This is a genomic window from Shimazuella soli (genome assembly GCF_022511585.1).
GTDB lineage: Bacteria > Bacillota > Bacilli > Thermoactinomycetales > Thermoactinomycetaceae > Shimazuella > Shimazuella soli.
The window spans coordinates 685,064-708,204 of sequence record NZ_JAKWBN010000002.1; the positions used below are offsets into that span (position 1 = coordinate 685,064).

Here is a 23,141-nt window from a genome sequence, read left to right on the forward strand (position 1 = left end):
ATTATTACAAACGGTGTCCGATCATTGACACAACTCATTTTATTCTGATAGTATGTCATTATAATTTCCAAAAAATTCATCATGTAGAAATGACTGTATTTTTCTTCCGTATCGAACTTTTTGATAGATTAAGGAGGAATCATGGATAAAATATTTAAAACCTTGATCGATATCGCTAGATACCGTTCCCAATATCAAGGAAATCGAAAAGCATACACCTTTCTAAAAGATGGAAATAAAGATGTAGTGAGTTATACATATAAAACATTGGATATACGAGCCAGAGCAATTGCAGCATGGCTTCAAAGCAAAGTCCAAAAAGGTGATCGAGTTATGTTGTTGTATCACCAAGGACTTGATTTTATCAGTGCATTTTATGCTTGTTTATATGCAGGAGTTATAGCAGTTCCAGGCTATCCACCTGAAAAACAGCATCGACGAACAGCTCGTTTGCAAGCAGTCGTGAAAGATGCAGGAGCTAAGATTGCTTTAACAACAACAGATGTTTTACACCAAATAGATGTGGAAAAAAGTAAGGATTTAGTAGGTTTGGATATGGAATGGTTTCCAACGGATACATTATCTGATGAGTGGGCAGAGTCTTGGAAAGAGGCCAATGTAGATCGAGACACAGTCACTTATTTGCAGTATAGTTCAGGTTCCACTGGTGATCCCAAAGGTATCATGGTAAGCCATGGTAATATGTTGGATAATTCGGCAATTATTTGTGAGCGATTACAACATACGGAAGATGATGTTAGCGTATCATGGCTTCCTATTTTTCATGATTTGGGTTTGATTGGTTGTGTGATTCAACCAATGTTTGCTGGTTTTCATGCTGTCTCGCTGTCACCTTATCAGTATGTTGAAAATCCATACCTATGGTTAAAAGCGATTGATCGTTTTCGAGGTACGACCACTTGTTGTCCGAACTTTGGCTTTGATTTATGCATCCGAAAAATCACACCTGCAGAGCGAGCATCTTTAGACCTAAGCAGTTGGAGAGTTGCAGTCAATTGTGCAGAACCAGTCAGGCATCAAACTTTAGAAAAGTTTACAGAAGTATTCTCTCCTCATGGATTTCGTGCAGAGGCGCATTATCCTATGTATGGAATGGCTGAAACTACGTTATTTATCACTGGAGCAAAATGGAATGAGAAACCAAATTATCAATCTGTTTCTATTTCTGATTTAAACCATGGAAAAGTTCGCCTTACAGATTCGAAAGATTCAAGAATGGTTGTCAGTTGTGGATCTGTTGGAACAGGATTGACCGTCAAAATTGTAAATCCTAAGACTTTAACCTTATGTGAAAACAATGAAATAGGTGAGATATGGGTCAAGGGAAGTAGTGTAGCTCATGGGTACTGGAATCGACCAGAAAAAACAAAGGAAGATTTTTCCGCTTCGATAAATGGTGATGGCCCATATTTAAGAACTGGTGATTTGGGTTATTTTGTGGGCGATGAATTGTTTATTGCTGGTAGATACAAAGATCTTATTATTATTCGAGGAAGAAATCTTTATCCACAAGATTTAGAGCTAACAGTAGAATCTTGTTCTTCTTTTATTCGCCCAGGTTGTGGCGCGGCATTCTCCATTGATCATGAAAACGAAGAAAAACTGATCATTGTACAAGAGTTGAGGAAAAATGCACGGGAACTCATAGATGTTTCTCATCTAGCACACCAAATTCGGCAAAGATTGCTAGAAGAGCATGGAGTAGCATGTTTTGAACTTGTCCTTATAGAAGAAAATAGTGTAAAGAAGACATCAAGTGGGAAGATACAGCGCCGAGCTTGCAAAGAGGCTTATCTGGCAGATAACCTAAATGCAGTACATCGTTTGATAGAGAAGAATACTTCTGCTGTGTATGTAAATGAAGGTGAGTTTGATTTGCAAAAATGGAGTTTGTTAACTCCTTCTATGCAACGAGTAGAGTTGCAATCAGATTTAGTTGGTTTATTAGGATTACAAGAAATTGGAACGGAATGGGAGAATGAAAAGCTTTCTTTTTTCGGGTTTGATTCTATAAAAATCCTTCAATTTAAATTTTTATCAGAGCAACATTGGAATGTTGAATTGCCTTCCATTGCAACATTGCTTTCTTGGACTTGGGATCAATTTATTAATTGTATTCATTCTCAATTACTTGAATATCCAAATGAATTTAAAACTTTAAATCCAACCTCTATTACTACTAACGAAATTCCTTTGAATCGAGGACAAGAGGCGCTTTGGTATATTTATGAAACATATCCTCAAAATGCAGCTTATTTAATGCCGATGGCTATTCGATTTCCAAAAGAATTAGACAAGTATATTTTGTCTGAAGCTGTTCATCAACTTGTTGGTCATTATCCCATTTTGCGCTCTTCTATCCAGCAAAAAGAGGATGGGAAATTATTTTTTCAAGTACAGGAGACCGTATCTCTTGATTGGACGGAGAAAGAAGCAATAGTAGATTTTACATCACAATTGATGGAGGATGCTTATAAGCCATTTGATTTACAACAAGCTCCACTGTTTCGAACAAATTTATACAAACATTTGGATGGTTCGTATACTGTTTTGTTTTGTTTTCATCATATTATTTGTGATTTATGGTCATTGGATATATTTCTTTCTGAACTTCGCACCTGTTATCTGGCTTTAGAAGCAGGGACAAAAGTAGTTTTACATTCCAATATTTCAATACAGATGGAGAAAGAACCATTAACTGCGTCTCCCCTTACTTACTGGAAAGAAAAGTTAGCTGGTGTATTGCCTGTTTTGTCTTTGCCCCAAAAACGATCCAGAGGATTGAATCAATCTTTTCAAGGGCGAACGATAGAGACGAAAATTTCATCGGAGTTGGTTGAATCTATACGAACATTTGCTAGAGAGTACGCAGTAACAGTTTACCAAGTTTTATTAGCTGTCTATCAATTGGTTTTATCTCGATACAGCGGACAAAAAGAGGTGATTATTGGTTCACCTGTCACAACTAGATCGAGCCTTACTACCTGTAAACAAATGAATTACATGGTAAATCCCATTGCTATAAGAGGAGACTTGTCGAATTCTCCTACGTTCATTCAATTGTTAAAACAAACAGTTCAACATGTACAAGAGTCTTTTGAGAATGGGATATCCTTTATTGATTTAGTAGAACATCTTACTATTCATCGTGATTCAAGTATTTCCTCGATTTTTCAAGCAATGCTTGCATTTGAACAAACAGTATATGTTCCTGAGACAGCAGCAATATCGCTTGGAGCAGGTAATATAAAACTAAAATGGGGAAAAAGGGAACTGACAAGTGTAGCATTGCCAGATCCTACATCCCAGTTTGATTTAACATTAAAAATTGCCGAATACGAAGGCGGATTATTGTTGCATTGGCAATATGATTCATTTCTGTTTGAAGAGAGCCTTATGCAACAATTAGCACAAAGTTTTATCATTCTTTTAGAGCAAATATTACGAAATCCAAATCAGTCTATTGACTCGTATTCTAGTATATCGAAAGAAACAGAACTACAGATCATTGAAGCGGGTCTCGGAGAAAAAGTACAAGCTCCTGTTCGGACGTTAAACCAAGCATGGATGGATCAAGTCAGAAAAACACCGGAAGCGATAGCAGTAGTAGATGGTCTTGATCATATCTCTTATCAACAGATGAAAGATGATGTTAGTCGATTTACTCATTTGTTAAAAGCGAGAGGAATAGGCAGTCAGCATGTAGTTGGCATTGCACTCAGACGAAAGTATCCATTATTAGTGGCGATGATGGCTGTATTACAGACCGGAGCAGCCTATGTTGGATTAGATCCTTCTTATCCAGAAGATCGCTTGATTTATATGATCCAGGATTCAAAGGCATCTTTGGTACTAATCGAACCTGATATGGAATCAAAACTGAAGGGATTCGAAGCACCAATATTACCTGTTACAAGAAGTGTTTGGCAAAATTTCCCGAAATCTGATACAAAGATGAATCAAGATGTACATGATCTTGCTTATTTCATTTATACATCAGGTTCTACAGGAAAACCAAAAGGTGTTGCCATTGAACATTTTCAAGCGATGAATTTAGTACATTGGGCAAAAAGCGTATTTTCAGCAAGTGAATTGGCTGGAGTATTATTTGGGACTTCTATCTGTTTTGACTTATCTATCTTTGAGGTATTTGTACCTTTGTTGTCAGGTGGTAAAGTGATTATTGCTGAAAATGCACTTTCTCTACCATCTCTATCAGCAGCTCATGAAGTTACTCTTATCAACACAGTACCTTCTGCGGCAAAAGCCCTCGTTGCATTAGGTATACCATCATCCGTAACTACGATAAACCTTGCTGGAGAAGTTTTAACTAGGAAACTTGTCGATGAATTATATCAGATTAAGACTATACGTAAAGTCTACAATTTATACGGACCATCAGAATGTACCACTTATAGTACTTATGCACTTGTATCCAGAGAAGAAAAAGAGTCTCCAACAATTGGGAAACCTATCTCTAATACCAATGTCTATATATTAGACTCCGAACTTCAAATCGCTCCTAATGGTACCGTTGGTGAACTATGTATCGGAGGGGCAGGAGTTGCCCGAGGGTATATTGGTCAACCTGAGAAGACAAAAGAAAAATTCATCGATCATTCTAAATATGGAAAGTTGTATCGTACGGGTGATCTAGTGAAATTTTCGCCAACACAAGAGCTTATTTATATTGGTAGATCGGATTTTCAAGTCAAAGTGAGAGGTTACCGTATTGAATTAGGAGAAATTGAGGCTGCACTCTGTGAGTATCCTATGGTAAAAGATGCTGTTGTGATTGTCAAAGAGCAAAAACTAATAGCTTATATTACAAAAAAACAGGATAGAAAAGAACTGAAGTTGCCTTCCATAAAGTCATATTTAGAAAACAAATTACCTTCTTATATGGTTCCTAATCATGTAGTAGAGTTATCTTCTTTTCCATTGACCTTAAATGGAAAAATTGATCAAAAGTTACTACCTGAACCTAATGAGAATCATAATGAGAACAAAGTCATGCAACCAACAAATGAAATAGAAATGAAACTATTGACTATTTGGCAAAAAGTATTGAAGAAAGATGATGTCGCAATCAACGATCGTTTCTTTGAATTAGGTGGAGACTCTATCATGAGTTTACAAGTAATCGCAGAAGCTAAGCGAGTTGGTTTACAAATAAGTCCCAAACATTTCTTCACTCATCCGACGATTGGTAAGATGGCTTCTGTAGCAGGAAATAAATCAAAACTGTCCATTGACCAAAGTGTTGTTACTGGTGAAGTAGCGCTTACTCCTGTCCAGGAATGGTTTTTTTATCAAAATATACCTAATTATAACAATTGGAATCAATCGATGATCCTTACACTTGAGAAAAGAGTGAAAGCCTCTTACTTGGAACAAGTTCTACAAAAAGTAATCGAACATCACGATGCTTTGCGTCTTCGATTTCGTAAAGAACAAAACCATTGGACATGCAGGAATGTAGAAAGAGAAAAACATTCTTTTTTCCGAGTTGTGGAAGCGAAAGAGGCATCGTTAACAGAAATACATCGACAATCAGAACAACAATTAAATATTACAGATGGTCCATTAATACATGCAACTTTTGTCCAAAAAAAAGAAGAAGCTTCGAAATTAATCCTTGTTGTTCACCACTTAGCGGTGGATGGTGTTTCATGGAGAATATTGCTAGATGATATCAATCGACTATATCGTCAGCTGGAAAATGGGGTACCTTTGGCACCTCCACCAAAAACTACATCTTATGCTAATTGGTCCAAGCATTTGAAGCTTTACAGTGCAGATTCCATACTCACTCAGAAAGAGAAACAGCAATGGCTGGAAATAATTCGGCCTTCCATCGATCGTTTTCCAGTAGATTACCAAGATGGTGTAAACACAGATACCCAAGTGGAGGAGTATATACAAGTCTTTACCAAAGAGGAAACCCAAAATTTACTTGAACAGTCATTCACAGTAAAGATTAATGAACTGCTTCTAACGGCACTATGGAAAGGTTATCAACAGTGGTCTGGGAAGCAAATATTGAGATTAGATGTAGAAGGACATGGAAGGGATCATCAAAGGGAAGATTTAGATGTTTCACGGACAATTGGATGGTTTACGAGTATATTTCCTGTTCTCTTTCAAGGAGATGCTACAAAAGATGGCATCCGGATTGTCCAACGGCAACTTCAAAGCATCCCTAATGGAGGTTTAGGATTTGGAATTTTACGGTATTTAATCAGAGATGAAGAGATAAGGAATACGGAAACTTCACCTATTTGTTTCAATTATTTGGGTCAGTTTGATCAGATGATCGAAAAAGATGGGATATTTAACCATTTGTCTTTTTATGGACCGCGTAAATATCAAGAAGTAAATCGTCCTTATCTGATTGAGATCAATTGTTACATTCAAGATGGCAATTTGATTGTTTCCTGGGTTTATAGTAGAGCGCTCTATCGAGCCAATACCATTTCTGCTTTTGCTGCCGCATTTCATGAGGCGTGTATGTCTTTCAATCAAAAAGATCGAAAGTTGAAGACAGGGAACAATAGTAAAATAAAGGATTCCGACTTATCTAAAATTTTTTCCAAAATCCAGGAGAGAAAGGGCCGATAAATGTTGCAAGAAGGAATACAAGACGTTTATCCTTTGACACCTGCTCAACAAGGTATATTGTTTCATTCATTGGATGACACAATTGTTGGTGTGTATGTAAATCAATTGTGTCTTCGACTCCATGGCTGTATAGATTTGATTCGATTTGAACAGGCATGGAAACATATAGTACAGCGTCACGACGTGTTTCGCACTGCTTTTTTTTGGGAAGAGTTGTCTGCTCCTCTTCAAGTGGTTTCAGAAGAAGGGAATATACCCTTTGAGACAAAAGATTGGAGTCATCTTACTGAAAAAAGCCAAGAAGAGTCATGGAGAAAATTGCTTATTCAAGATAGGGAGTTAGGCTTTGATCTACAAGAAGCTCCTCTAACGAGGGTTACAATGATCAAAGTTGCAGAGAAACAGTACCGAATTTTATGGACATTTCATCACTTGCTTTTGGATGGTTGGAGTTGTTCTATCGTATTAAAAGAGCTGCTTGATTTCTATTATGGGAGGACAGACTTCCAGGAATCTGTTGCGTTTTCTGAGTTTGTGGCTTGGATAGAAGCAAATGATCAGTCAGAAGCTTTAGATTATTGGGGTAGGCAAGTAACTTCGATAGAAGAACCAACATTGTTATCTGATCAGAAAATCCATGAGCAATCTCCGTTAACAATACCATCTGAGCACAATCTTGTTTTTTCAATCGAACAAACGAAATTAATAAGACAGATCGCAAAACAGTTAAATATTACAGAATCTACTTTGCTGCTTGGAGCATGGATGCTGACGGTTAGCTTATTTACCTCAAAATCAGATATAGTTGTTGGAATGGCTGTTTCAGGACGGTCTGCTTTACTAGAAAATTATGAGAATCGTGTCGGTATGCATATGAATACTGTACCAGTACATGGGACAGTAACATGTGAAGATGAAATACAAGATTGGCTACAAAAATTGCAACAAAAATTGCTAGATATTCGGATGTATGAACATACATCATTGGCTGATATAGGGGCATACAGTCAAGTAGCAGGGGACGTCAGTTTATTTGATAACCTATTTGTTTATGAAAATTACCCCTCAGAAGAATGGAAACAAGAAGATTTTTCTTTAGTGATAGAAGAATCGATTGAGCGGTCTCATTATCCATTGACTTTGATGGTTATCCCAAATGAAGAAATCCGTTGTAGATGGATATACAACTCGACTCTGTCATCTACAAAAGTGAATGCGTTTGCTTCGCACTTTCGACATATTTTGTTGCAGATGCTAGCGATGCCAGATCAAAGTCTATCCTCTTTAGAATGGACAACTATAGAGGAAAAACAACAAATTTTTTCTTGGAATCAGTCTGATTCTGCTTTCATTCTTTCTGATGAACGTATGCATCAACTTTTGGAAAAACAAGTAGGCCTATTTTCCGATAAAATTGCTATTCGCTGGGGAATAGAAACGATTACTTATCAAGAATTGAACAATCGCTCTAATCAATTGGCACGTCTGCTTTTACAAAAAGGGATCCAGGCAGGAGATGTGATAGCAGTCGGTATGCCACGCTCCATTGAAATGGTGATTGCCATTTATGCCATCTGGAAAATGGGCGGTGCCTACCTTCCCATTGATCTGACTTACCCAGAGGCGAGGTTATCGTACATACTCAGTGACGCAAAAGCTAAGTTAATGATCAGTACTTCGGATGTAGTTTTTGATCTGCCTGCATATCGAGGGGAAACAATACTATATGATCAAGTGACGGAGCTTTTGGCATCTTTATCATCTTTAGACTTACAGTTAGAGGGAAGTAATATGTCACTTGCTTATGTGATCTACACTTCGGGTTCTACAGGAGAACCAAAAGGTGTAATGATTAATCATTGTAATGCTGTTCATTTGATGCAATGGGCTAGTACGATATTTTCACCAGAAGAAAGAGCAGGAGTGTTAGCATCCACTTCCATCTGCTTTGATTTATCCGTATTTGAGTTGTTTTTTCCTCTGAGTAATGGCGGAATGGTTATTGGAGTTGAAAATATACTTGAATTGGCGGAATTGAATGAAAAGGAACAAGTGACCCTCATAAATACGGTTCCTTCTGCTATTGCAGAATTATTGGAGCTTGATGCTATACCTTCTAACGTAAAAACGGTAAATCTGGCAGGAGAGCCGTTAACCAATCAATTGGCACAAAAGCTTTATGAATTAGGTCATGTGGAAAAAGTCTATAACTTATATGGACCGACTGAGGATACCACTTATTCTACTTATTCTTTAGTAGAGAAAGGTTCAGCGGAAATTCCTGCTATTGGCCGGCCGATTGATCATACAGAAGTATTTGTGATGAATGAATATGGTAAGTTGATGCCAATCGGCATACCTGGAGAATTATACATTGGAGGAGCTGGAGTATCTGCTGGATATTTGAATCATCCTACTTTAACCGCAGAAAAGTTTGTCAATCATCCCTTTCGTTCAGAAGAGAAACTTTACCGTACAGGAGATCGAGCAGTATTGCTAGAAAACGGGGAGTTCAAGTTTTTAGGCAGATTGGATCATCAAGTTAAAATTCGAGGGTTTCGCATTGAACCAGCAGAAATTGAGCATATCTTAGAAAAACATCAAGGGGTTACAAAGGCCATTGTAGTAGCAAAAGAAAATCAGTTGATCGCATATGTAATAGGTCAAGGTTATAACTTTGATTTTGAAAATTATCTCACTTCATTTTTGCCTTCTTATATGGTGCCTAACCATTTTATTGAGATAGATGAGTTTCCTTTGACTCCTAATGGAAAGATTGATCGGAAAGCACTCTTAGATAGGCAAATAGAACAGGTGAATGTCATTCTTCCCACGAATGATTCCCCATTAGAAGAGATTTTAAAGGAAGTTTGGAAGGAAGTATTGGGATTAACAAGCGTATCTACAATCGATAACTTTTTTGCTTTAGGCGGACATTCTCTGTTGGCGACGCAAGTTATTTCGAGAATATCACGAATTTTCCAAGTGACAATGCCAATTCGTTCTTTATTTCAATCTCCGACTATTAAGCAATTAGCGCGGGATCTGGATCAGATGTTACATACTCATCAAGAAGAAAATGATCCAATTAGAAGATACCAACATACTGAAAAATTACCGCTTTCACCATCTCAAAAGAGAATTTGGTTTTTAGAACAAGTCTTACCTTTTAAACATGTGTATCACTTGCCTTTCGTGTTAAAAATAGAAGGTCATATAGAAAAACAAGGTTTGGAACGAGCAATCTGTTATCTGATTGATCGTCATCCAGCACTTCGAACATCTTTTTATCAAGAAGATGGTGTTCCTTATCAGTTGATTGAAGAAACCCTATCTATTTCCTTGGAAGAGATGGATGTTCGTTCTGCTAAAAGTCCAGAGCAAGAGGCTAAATTGCAAATTGAAAAAGAGATAGAAGTTCCATTTTCTTTAGATTTTGCGCCTTTAATTCGGGTAAAGTTGTACCGACTTGCTGATGATGAGTTTTATTTATTTTTCTTAATGCACCATTTGATCGCAGATGGATGGTCCTTGTCTATTTTATCTCGGGAGCTTTTCCAAGTTTATGAAAGTATTTTAATAGAAAAAGATATTGATCTACCAACTCTTCCATTGGAGCCAGTAGATTATGCCCTATATTTAGAAGAGTTGGCTGAATCAACAAGTTGGAATCGGAAAATCTCATATTGGAAAGAAAAACTGTTAGACTTGCCATCTCTTGTTCTGCCAACTGACTTTCCTAGACCAAATGAACAATCTTATGAAGGAAATACCTTGTATCATCCGTTATCTGTTTCTTTGTCTGAAGACTTAAAAGTGTTGAGTAATGAACAAGGTTGTACGCTGTACATGGTATTACTTTCTGCATTCCAAGTGTTGTTAAGCCGTTATACTGGTCAAACTGACATTGTAGTTGGTAGTCCTGTGGCGGGAAGGAATGATGAGCAGTTAGAAGGGTTGATAGGATTTTTTGTAGAAACGATCGTTATTCGTACAGATTTGAATAAGGCTGCGACATGGACAGATCTGTTACAGCTGGTTCGAGAAGTATCACTTGAAGCATACGCCAATAGCCAGGTACCATTTGAAAAAGTGGTGGATGCAATAGCTCCAGATCGAAAATTAGGTGAATCACCTTTGTTCCAAATAATGTTTGCTATGCAGTCAATTTCCAACGAAAAGCAGACCAACGGAAATCTTGTTATTCAACATATTCCAGTTCCTCTCCCATCTGCCAAATTTGATTTGACTCTCACTGCAACAGAGCAGCCAGAGGGTATATTTTTAACATTTGAATACAATCGTAATCTTTTTGAAGAGAAGACCATTCGGCGTATCATGAAAAATTACGAACATATTTTACAAGAAATGGTTCGTGATTTGGATCAGAAGTTCCAAAGCTTTTCTTTATTGTGCCAAGAAGAAGAGGAATTGCTTCATTCATGGTCTGTATCGGAAGAAAAAGTTAGTTCTGATTTCCGATCATTAACTGAACAAATTCAAGCACAAGTTGAAATAGTCCCAGAAGGTTTAGCAGTAGTAGAAGATCAAAAATCATTATCTTATTTAGAATTAGAACAACAGTCGACCCAATTAGCATTGTTTTTGCGTTCTATTGGAGTTGGAAAGCATGATCGAGTGGCCATATGCTCTCATCGTTGTCCTGAATTGGTTGTAGTGCTTTTAGGTGTGATGAAGCTAGGAGCATGTTATGTACCACTAGATCCAACATATCCACTTGATCGATTAGCTTTTATGATCGAAGACTCTGGTGCATCTGTCTTATTGACGCAACATCACCTAACTGGGTGGCTTGATGGATTAGCAACAACCACCTTTGTCATGGACAAACATCCTGTTTCTTGGGACCATATGCCAATAGAAGCTCCATTTTCTCCAATTGAGGAAAATCAGCTCGCTTATATGGTTTACACGAGTGGATCAACTGGATTACCGAAAGGAGTGTGTATCACACACGGAGGGCTTCATAACTTGGTGCAGTGGCATCGTCAATCCTACCAATTGACAATTGAAGATCGGACAACAATGTTGGCAGGACCAGCATTTGATGCTGCGGTATGGGAAATTTGGCCAACTTTAGCAGCTGGGGGAACATTGATAATACCGAATGAAGAGAAAAAAGCGGATCCAACTGAGCTGCGAGATTGGTTAATCAGTCAAGGTATTACCATTAGCTTTATTCCAACACCATTACTTGCACAGCTGCTCTCTATTCCTTGGGCAAATGGAGGAAGTTTACGATATTTGCTAACTGGCGGAGATCAGCTGCATGTCTATCCTCCAGATGATTTCCCAGTGCCAATTTACAACCATTACGGTCCTACAGAAAATACAGTAGTAACTACAGCAGGTCTTGTCCCATCTAAAGGAATATGGTCTCCCTCTATTGGGAAACCGATTTATGGAGTACGTACACACGTATTAGATGAAAATGGATTGCCGGTTCCGATAGGTGTGCCTGGTGAATTATGCATTGGTGGAAATCAGTTGGCAGCAAGGTATCATGAGTTGCCGGAAAAAACCGAACAATCTTTCATTCAACATCCTATATATGGTCGTTTGTACAAAACAGGAGATCGTGTGAAGATGATGGCTGATGGAAATCTTCAGTTTCAAGGCAGGATCGATCGACAAGTTAGTATACGAGGTTATCGGGTGGAATTGGGAGAGATAGAAGCTACACTAGCACAATTAGACAGGGTCCATGAATCGGTAGTATTGGTTGTAAACAACAATCTAGTAGCTTACGTAGAAATGGATGGCGATGATACTCAGTATGTAAAGGATGAATTAGCTCAAAAACTTCCCGCTTATATGTTGCCGAAATTATTCATTTTTATACCATCTCTGCCACTTACGGAAAATGGAAAATTAGATCGTGCTAATCTTCCCGAACCAAAATGGGATCAATTAGTAGATGAAAATGTTTTTGTTGCTCCTTGTACAAAGATAGAGTGTCAATTAGCAGAAATATGGGAGCAATTACTTAACATCGAACAGGTCAGTGTAAATGATAACTTTTTTCAGCTTGGTGGAGATTCAATTATCAGCATTCAGATGGTTGCACGGGCAAAAAATGCGGGTATAGCCATTACTGCCAAACAAGTGTTTAGCCACCAAACCATCTTAGAACTATCGAAAGTTGCAAAATTAGTACAAGAAACCAAACATGATCAAGGATTAATTGTAGGTGAAGTCTCGCTTACGCCAATACAGACTTGGTTCTTTGAGCAACAGATGGACAATCCCAATCATTTTAACCAAGCAATGTTGCTTATTTTAAAGCAACCCCTTTCTGCCTCTATTTTTACTGCTGCCTTAGAGAAATTAATGGAACATCATGACTCATTCCGATTGAGATTCGTAGAGACAGACAGAGGATGGCGTCAATCTTATAGCACGATATCGGCTAGTGTACCATTTCAGGTATTGGATATTAGTTCGCTTTCAGAAGAGGAACAGATGGAAGCGATTAAGCAAGTAGGCCAGAGAACACAAACAAGTCTTCACTTGAACGAAGGTCCTGTGTTTCGTGCTATCTATTTTAAACATGCTATCGAACAAGCAGATAAATTATTGTTGGTGGCGCATCATCTCATTATTGATGGTGTATCTTGGAGAATTATTCTTGAAGATTTATCTGATATATATCAGCAATTGGAGATGGGAAAAGAACCGGTATTATCTGCTAAAACGACATCCTATCAAGCATGGTCTAATACATTATTAAAACTTACCCAATCTCGTGATTGGGCAAAAGAAATTGCTTTTTGGAATGAACAACAAGTTGGAAAAGATGAATTATTGCCGGTATGCATCGGAGAAAGTGAAAATATGCAGACAGATGCGAAAGAGATCTCTTTCCGGTTGACAAAAGAACTTACAAGACAACTTGTAACTCAAAGTTTTCAAGCCTATAGAGCTCATGTTTCGGAGTTGCTGCTGGCTTCACTAGTGAATTCCTATCATGCTTGGTCAGGTAATGATACTGTATCTATTGATTTAGAAGGACATGGACGAGAAGAATCGATTGCAGATGGGACAGACCTCTCTCGAACAATTGGATGGTTTACAACTATCTATCCAGTTAAATTTAATATTGAAGCTGAAAAATGGGAACAATTAGTGCCGATTGTTCAAAGACAACTATCTCATGCTAGGAAACAAGGAATAACGTATGGGATGTTAAAATACTTAAAAATGGGAGAATTGTCATCCAGCTCCCAAATTAGTTTTAATTATCTTGGGCAGTTTCAAGCTGATCCAGATTCTATCTGGGAAACTTCTACATCAGAAGGAATAGGGAGTTTAATAGATCCTGCTTTTCGCCGTCCCTATGCTTTAGATGTGTGGTCTGCAATCCAAGATGATCAGCTTCAAGTGAAATTTACTTATGATCCACTCCAGTTTTCGAAAGTTCAGATTACATCTTGGATAACACTTTATCAGCAACAGCTGAATTTACTTATCCAACATTGCATGGCTAAAAAGCCGCAACCGATGTTAGTTGATTTTCCATCAGCAAAACTATCTACAGAAGAGCTTTTAAAAGTACCGAAACTATCAGATGTGAAAAGTATTTACCCTTTGAGTCCACTTCAGGAAGGAATGTTGTTTCATAGTCTCTATGAAAATGATAAGGAAGCTTATGTCATTCAAATGACTATGAAGATCACAGGCGAACTGAATGTTACAGCTTTTCGTGAAGCTTGGAACCAATTAGTGGAAAGGCATCCCCAATTAACTGTTTCGATTTGGTGGAAAGGGGTTAGTACGGCACATCAAATTGCATGGAATCACTTGGAAATTCCCATTCATCAAATGGACTGGTCTGATAAAAGTAGAGTTGAACAAGAACAATTACTAACAGACTTTTTAGTAAACGACCGTAAAAAAGGATTTGAGCTGACTGAACCTCCTTTAATGCGTGTGGAGGCCATTACGATTGGGAAACAAGAACATCGATTAGTATGGAGTTATCATCATGTCTTGCTTGATGGATGGAGTATGCCGATTGTTTTAGACGAACTGCTGGAAATCTATCAATCACTGTTAACACAGCACAGATTACAGTTACCATCTGTTGGTTCTTATGAACAGTATTTCGAATGGCTGTCAGAACAAGATGAGGAGTTAGCCAAATCTTACTGGTCTCATCAATTGGCAGATGCAAGTGCTGCAGTAATAGCAATACAAGCCGATGATGGAAGTAAATCTGCTCATGAAGAATGGGTCACCTTTTTGTCAGATGAATGGACGGAACAAATCAAGTTGTTTGCAAAACAACAAAAGGTAACCATGAATACAGTTATTCAAGCAGTTTGGGGCATTTTCCTATCAGCCTATAGTGGTCAGTCTCATCTCCTATATGGAACGACAGTTTCAGGTAGACCAGGTTCTTTAAATGGTGTGGAACAAATCGTCGGACCATTTATCAGCACGGTTCCAGTAAGAATTGACTTGAACAAAAATTTACTGATCGATAATTACCTTATCGGATTGCAACAACAACTAAAAGATACAGAAGAATATGCTTATATTCCACTAACCAAAATTGCTGATTGGGCTGGTGCAGGTGCGGAGGAGCCATTGTTTCACTATTTGCTAGTAATGGAAAATTACCAAATGAGTTCTTTAGAAAAGGAAAGCGTTCAAATCTCAGAGTTAAAAGGGATAGAGAATAGTCATTACCCTCTCGTATTGGTAGTATCGCCTGGAGAACGCTTATTTTTTAAATGGATGTATGACAGCAGCAGCTTTAATGAAGCTACAATTAAGCGATTTATGCGTCTGTTTACCAGCCTTCTTCAGCAGTTTGTCCAATCCAATGACGGAACAATTGCAGAACTAAATTTTTTGTTGGAAGAGGAAAAAGAAAAACTGCAAAACTGGCATCAAACAAAAGAGGTGTCGAATCCTTTATCGGTACTAGAACGAATTGTAATCCATGCTACAGAATCACCAGATCATATTGCCATCGAAAGTCCTACGGGAACTCTGACATATGGTGAACTTTATCAAAATGCAGCACAGCTTGCTTATTATTTACGAATGGCAGAAGTGAAACCGGAAGATTGTGTTGGTGTACTTTTGGATCGGTCTATTGAGTTAGTGATAAGTTTGGTAGCGATTCATCTCCTAGGAGCTACTTATGTACCGATTGATCCAGCTTATCCAGAGAATCGAATTAACAGCATGATCCAAAATTCAGGGATGAACGTAATTATTACAGATAGTTCCTTCCAATCCAAGTGTGAAGCTTCCCATAAGCATTTGATATGTATGGATACAGATAAAGCAAATTGGATCAGTATGCCAACTATCCATACACGATTAGTTCAGCCACATCATCTAGCTTATGTTGTCTATACTTCGGGATCGACAGGAGATCCAAAAGGAGTGGAGATCACTCATTCATCTCTGCAACAACTCGTAGATTGGCATCAAGCTACTTATGAGCTTACTCGCGAGGATAGGTGTTCTATGTTAGCTGGGGTTGGATTTGATGCTTCTGCTTGGGAGATATGGACAGCATTAGCAAGTGGATCGACATTGATAATAGGTGAAGAGGAAAATCGGCTTTCTCCTAGCCGTTTAAAAAATTGGTTGATTCAAGCTAATATTTCCATTAGTTTTGTTCCTACGGTTATCTGTGAAGCATTTTTCCAATTGGATTGGCCAAGTGCAACTTCATTGCGTGTATTGCTCACTGGTGGAGATCAGCTTCGCCGATATCCACCAGCATCATTTCCGATAAAAGTAGTAAATCACTATGGTCCTACAGAAAATACAGTTGTTGCCACATCTGGTGTGGTATATGCAGATGGGGATAGGCAGGATCTTCCTTCGATCGGATTCCCTATAGCTGGAACCTCAGTCGCTGTTGTAAATGAGTTTGGTCAACAACTTCCAATTGGTGTTCCTGGAGAATTGTGGCTATCTGGAAAGAGTTTAGCCAATGGTTATCGAAAACAAAGGGATCTTACAATAGAAAAGTTTATCCATCACTCCCAATTAGGCAGAGTTTATCAAACTGGAGATATTGTTCGCTATGGAATGGACGGTCAATTACTGTTCATTGGGAGAAAAGATAATCAAGTGCAGCTTCGGGGATATAGAATTGAACTTGGAGAGATTGAAGCAGTATTGATGGAGCATGAAGAAGTGACTCAAGCCGTGGTACTTATGCAAGAACAAGCAAATGGAGAGAAAGTGTTACATGCTTTTGTTGTGGCAAACCGAGATTTACAAACGGAAATGCTTACATTAATAAAGCAGAAGTTACCAGATTACATGCATCCGTCATCAATCAATTGGTTGATGAAAATTCCGATTACAGAAAATGGAAAAATCGACAAAGCATCCTTGTTAGATTTGGAAATTCAGCCTACATCATCTTATGTTGCACCTAGTACTCCCATGGAACAGAGGCTTGTCTCCATCTGGGAGGAAGTAATCGGATCAAAGCAAAAAATCGGTATAGAGGATAATTTTTTTCAGCTTGGGGGTCATTCCCTTATGGCTACTCAAATTATTACTCGAGTAAATGAATTGTATCGTTGTAACCTTCCGCTTAAGGTGTTATTTGAATCTCCGACGATTCATGAGTTAGTAAAGCAAATAAAACAAAATCTTCTTCGTAAGGCTTCTGTAAGAAAGGGATGACCAGAGTGGACAATAAAAATACAAACACAAAGGGCAAAGCATTAGAAGTTCTTTTAATGCAACATCCTTTCCTAACGTGTGTGAAAATCAAAAGAGAGCAAAATAAGCAAATTGTTTATTTTGTCTCTAAAAAATCAAGAGTTCCTAAAAGATTTGAACTTCGACAGTATTTAAAATCGATGGAAGTTGATAATCTCGATTCTACCATATTTGTAGAAGTTCCTTCGCTTGAAAAAGCGGAGGAAACTTCTTTTTCTGTTTCTTTTAGCACCGTTACAGAAGAATTAGTTGCAGAAATATGGGGAATTTGGGGTGATAAAACATATACAAGCGTTTATGACCTTTTTTCTGAAAAACATGTTGTTGAAAATATGATAGAACACCTTAGAGAAACTTTTGAAGTAGATATTTCAGCTGACTGTATACTAGATGTTCCTATATGTGAAGTAGCTGAGTATATTGATGCTCAGCTAGAATCAAGTACTCCCGCCAAAGCTGCATTAGATAAACAAAAACCTGTCGTGCTTTCCTCTGCGCAACAAAGAATATGGTTTTGGGAGCAACTTATCCCTAATACAACGGTATACTCTGTACCTGCTGCTTATAAGTTGACAGGCAAAGTAGAACTTACAAGACTTTATCACGCATTTGAACACTTGATTCATAGACATCCTATTCTTCGTGTTACTTTTCGTGCAAATGAAGATGGAATTCCTGAACAACATTTACATACTCAGCTCTCAGATTGGTTTTTTTATCAAGATTTAAGAGAAGAAGCACAACCTGAGAAATTCGTAGAATCTTGCATGCTCCATGACTTGGAACAAACATTTGATCTTTTACATGGTCCTTTATTTCGTATTTATGTATATCAATTGAAAAATGAATGGAGACTGCTGATTTTAGCTCATCATCTTGTTATAGATGGGTGGTCTTTGGGGGTACTTGTTAGAGATTTAGCTGCTCTCTATGATGGTATACAATTACCGGCAAATGAAATTGATTATCTTGATTATGCAGCTTACGAACAAGGAAAAGACTGGGAAAAAGAAGCCAGTCAGTTGGCTTATTGGAAGGGAAAATTACAAAACCTTCCTATGACACGAGTACCGACTGATTATCCTAGATGTGAAAAAGAATCTTATCGAGGTTCAAGTATAACGAAAACTTTTTCGTCTCATTTGGTTCGTAAGCTTCACCAAGTTGCACAATCGACTGGTTCGAGTTTATATATGGTTTTACTCACGGCATTCCAATTACTTTTATCCAGATATGGTGGAGGAAAAGATATTGTAGTTGGAAGTCCTGTCGCAGGTCGTTTTCAATCTGAATGGGAGAAAGTGATTGGATTTTTTGTTAACACCATTGTACTTCGAACAGATTTATCAGGGAATCCAACATGGGATCAATTGATTGGGCGTGTAAAAGATACCGTATTAGATGCTTTTTCTCATCAAGAGGTTCCATTTGATAAAGTTGTGGAAGCAGTTTCACCAGATAGGCAAACCTCCTTGTCGCCAATTTTTCAAGCTATGTTTGTTTTGCAAAATATGGATTTAGACACCGCAATGGACTCTTCTATACAGTTTGAACCAATTTTATTATCCCAGTCTATTGCAAAATTTGATCTGACGTTGACCATGCTAGAAAAAGATGAAGAACTTCGTGCTATTTTGGAATATAATTCAGATTTATTTGCAGCTACTACTATAGAAAGAATGCTCGAGCAATTAGAGTTGCTGCTGGTTAGCATGACTTCTGACCGAAATTCTTGTGTTCATCAAGTAAGTATACAAACAGAGAATGAAAAAAAGGAAGCGTTGGAGTGGCATCATGCCGAAAAAACATATGAAGAACAGTCTATTCCCGTTCTGTTTGAGCGACAAGCACAACAAAATCCACATGCTATCGCAATGCAATTGCGTGGAGAATGCTGTACTTATCAAGAGTTGAATTACAGAGCAAATCAAGTGGCGCGATATTTATCTGCACAAGGAATTGGAGCAGGCGATCGAATTGGTATCTGCTTCGAGCGCTCGATGGAACTTTATATCAGTATGATTGCAATCGTAAAGTTAGGTGCTGTCTATGTACCTTTTGATGTTCAGTATCCTAAAGAACGTTTTGCTTATCTGTTATCTGATGCAAAACTATCTTTAGCATTAACTTCTGCTAAGTTTCAAGATCGATTTCAAGATGTACCATTCTCCATGGTAATATGGGAGCAAATGGATTTACGTGAAGTGAGCACAAGCAATTATGATTCACTGGCAACGATTGATTCCCTTGTTTATGTGATGTATACATCTGGATCAACAGGTCAACCAAAAGGCGTGGAGATCACTGCAAGAGGAATTGTTCGTCTCGTTCAAAAACCGAATTATATGGAAATTACACCGGATGATGTTTTTTTACAATTGGCTCCAGTTGCTTTTGATGCTGCTACATTAGAAATCTGGGGATGTTTCTTAAATGGTGCGAAGTTGGTAATTATGCCCCCTGAAATTCCATCTTTAGAAGAGATTAGTGATGTCATTGTACAAAACCAAATAACAACATTATGGTTGACAGCGGGGTTATTTCGCCTCATGGTGGAAGAACATCTTTCTTCACTTTTAGGCCTTCGATACTTGATAACTGGTGGAGATGTTGTTTCTGCAAGCCATGTAAAACAAATATTAGCGCATAATGGACCACAAGTGATCAATGGTTACGGTCCAACAGAAAATACAACTTTCACTTGTTGCTATCCGATTCCAGCAGATTGGCACGGGGATACATCTGTTCCTATTGGAAGACCGATAAATGGCACCTATGTGTATATTTTAGATGACAATAGAATGGAAGTTCCACTTGGTGTACCAGGAGAATTGTACATTGGTGGAGATGGTTTAGCATTAGGTTATGCCAACAGACCAGAACTTACAGCTGAAAAATTTGTAACTATTGCCGGTAAAGGCAGATTGTATCGTTCTGGTGATCTGGTTCGTCTTGATCAGGATGGTTTGATACATTTTGTAGGTCGAATGGATCATCAAGTGAAAATTCGTGGTTTTCGTGTAGAACTTGGTGAGATCGAAGCAGTCATGACAACACATCCAGCAGTAAGTGATGTTGTTGTACTTGCCAAAGAAACGAGGCAAGGTGATAAACAGTTAGTTGCTTATTTGAAAACAAATAAAAAAAGTGATTGGAAGGCTTGGCTTGAGAGTAAATTTCCAGCCTATATGATTCCGAGTAATTTCATCGAATTATCTACTTTTCCACTGACTTCAAATGGAAAAGTAGACCGAAAGAAGCTAGCTGCACAATATGCCTTTATAAACAATAATCAACAACCCGATTATCATCCTGTGAGTAAGGAAGAGAAACAGTTATATCGTATTTGGTCAGAGGTTCTAGGGCATGACCATTTTGGTATACAAGACAATTTTTTCTCTATTGGCGGGCATTCATTGTTAGCAACACAAGTCATTGCTCGAATTCAAAAAAATTGTGGGGTTTCTCTACCATTACAATCTATATTTACCAAGCCAACAATTGAAACATTAGCTCCGCTTTTGCAACAACAGGCAAGGAATCCGCTTCTTTTTTCAAAACAAGTGGAAAAACCGAGGGAAATCCCTGCATCTTTTGGACAAAAACGATTATGGTTTTTTGAACAGTATGCTTCTAGACGTAATTTATATCGCATGCCAATTGTTTTAGAAGTAAAAGGGAAATTAGTTCGTGACAAGTTAGAGGAAAGCTATCGATCCTTACTTCAAAGACATACTGCTCTACGTACAACTTTTTATTTTGAAGACGGACAGTTATATCAGAGGATAACGGAACCTTCGGATGATTGTTTCCAATATGAAGATTTACGTTTGTATGAAAACCCGATCGAAAAAGGGAACAACTGGATAAATCAAGTTTTAATAAGGGATTTGGATCTTACAGAAGGACCATTAGCCAAGTTGTGTGTATATCAATTGGCAGATGAACATTGGTATCTCTTGTTTGACATGCACCATATTGTTTCAGACGGAGTTTCTTTGCAGATTTTGACAGATGAATTTTTTCAATATTATCAAGGGAAAGAAGTTGCTTCACTTTCTATTCAATATGCCGATTACGCCCTGCAGGAACAGGAATGGATGAAAAGTGAAGAGATAGTGCAGGAGTTGAACTACTGGAAAGAGCAGTTGTCCGATTTGCCTGTGCTCGATCTCCCCACGGATCATCCAAGAGGGCAAGAGCAGACGTTTACGGGAGCTACGTATTCGGTGACCTTGCCAGAAGCAGTTCGAACAGGACTAGCCCAGATTTCCCAGCAGCATGGAATGACGTTTTATATGACGACATTGGCCGTGTTTCAAACGTTATTGTCTCGGTATACTGGAGCCACCGATATTGCAGTAGGAAGTCCGGTCGCTGGTCGATCCCAAGTCGAATGGGAATCTCTCATTGGATTTTTTGTCAATACGTTGGTGTTTCGCAATGACCTATCGGGAGAACCGACGTGGAACGAAGTATTAGAGCGGGTGAAGACCACTGCCATCGAGGCCTATGCACATTCGTCTGTTCCCTTTGAACGGGTGGTGGAAGAAGTCGCACCGAATCGTCATTTGAGTCATTCGCCGCTGTTCCAAGTGATGTTTTCTGTAGAAAACGAAGCATGGCAAGCACCAGAAGTACCGGGATTGATGATCGAAGAAGTGGCATTGCCCCAAACGACAACTAAGTTTGATCTAGCCTTGCATGTAGCACCATGGGAACAGGGGATGAACGTGACCTTTTCCTACAATACGGATTTGTGGGAAGAAGAGACCATCGCTCGGATGGCCGGTCATTTGCACCAGTTGATGCAGCATCTGATCGATCATCCGGAGACATCGATTACCCATGCGACCTTGCTCACCGAAACAGAAAAACAGGAACAGCTGGCGTGGAATGGGGGAAAGGAAGCATTGCCCTTTGTCTCGGTGGTGGAGCAAGTCGCCCGTGTAGTGGCAGCGACTCCCGATGCACCAGCGATCGTAGCAGAAGAAGCAACCTACACCTACCAGCAGTTCTGGCAAGAAGCCACCCAACTGGCTCACTATTTACAGAAACGCGGGATCGGTCGAGGAAAAGTAGTGGCATTATGCAGCGATCGAAGCCCTGCGATGCTCGTGGGGATGCTGGCGATTTTACAGACAGGAGCTACTTATCTGCCCATCGATCCCCACTATCCAGCAGATCGCATTCGGTATCTTTTACAAGATGCAGGGGTTCAGTTGGTGTTGACGGGCAGCCAAGTAGAAATCGATGTGCCGGCTGTACAGCTCCTTTCTTTGGATACGGGTTATGTGGATTGGATGGGAGAAGCGACAACTCCACTGAACATTTCGATTGCCGCGGCGGATACGGCGTATTTAATCTATACCTCTGGTTCGACAGGTCAACCCAAAGGAGTAGCGGTATCCCATGCGTCGTTGTCCCACTTGATTCATTGGCATCGTACCACCTACTTGAAGGGAGAAGATCGGAGTACGTGGATCGCAGGAGTGGCTTTTGATGCATCGGTCTGGGAAATCTGGCCGGCTTTGGCCTCAGGTGTTGCATTGTACCTGCCTGAGGAAACCCTTCGCCTCGATCCTGTCGGATTATGGGATTGGCTGATCGACAAGGAGATAACCGTCAGTTTTGTGCCAACGCCATTGTTAGAACAGTTGTTACGATTGGAGTGGCCTACAAAACTGGCTCTGAGATATCTCCTGACAGGTGGAGACCAGCTTAGAATCGCACCACCAGAGGGCTTTCCCATAGAAGTGGTCAACCACTACGGA

Annotated in this window: 3 protein-coding genes; all 3 read left to right on the top strand. The window is 38.9% G+C overall.

Annotated elements, in window-relative coordinates; all coding sequences use genetic code 11:
• The first annotated feature begins 141 nt into the window (after positions 1 to 141).
• Positions 142 to 6,642, top strand: a complete 6,501-nt coding sequence (locus tag MK805_RS08410; protein WP_240875133.1) for a non-ribosomal peptide synthetase — start codon at positions 142 to 144, stop codon at positions 6,640 to 6,642.
• A complete protein-coding gene (locus MK805_RS08415) occupies positions 6,643 to 17,328 on the top strand; it encodes a non-ribosomal peptide synthetase (protein WP_240875134.1) in 10,686 nt (3,561 codons plus the stop codon).
• 5 nt (positions 17,329 to 17,333) lie between these two features.
• Positions 17,334 to 23,141: non-ribosomal peptide synthetase (locus MK805_RS08420; protein WP_240875135.1), on the top strand; the 5,808-nt coding region annotated here is incomplete at its 3' end.

Excerpts from the sequence above, each read along its gene's own strand:
- MK805_RS08410 (WP_240875133.1), top strand. The coding sequence starts at position 142 with ATGGATAAAATATTTAAAACCTTGATCGATATCGCTAGATACCGTTCC.
- MK805_RS08415 (WP_240875134.1), top strand. The coding sequence starts at position 6,643 with ATGTTGCAAGAAGGAATACAAGACGTTTATCCTTTGACACCTGCTCAA.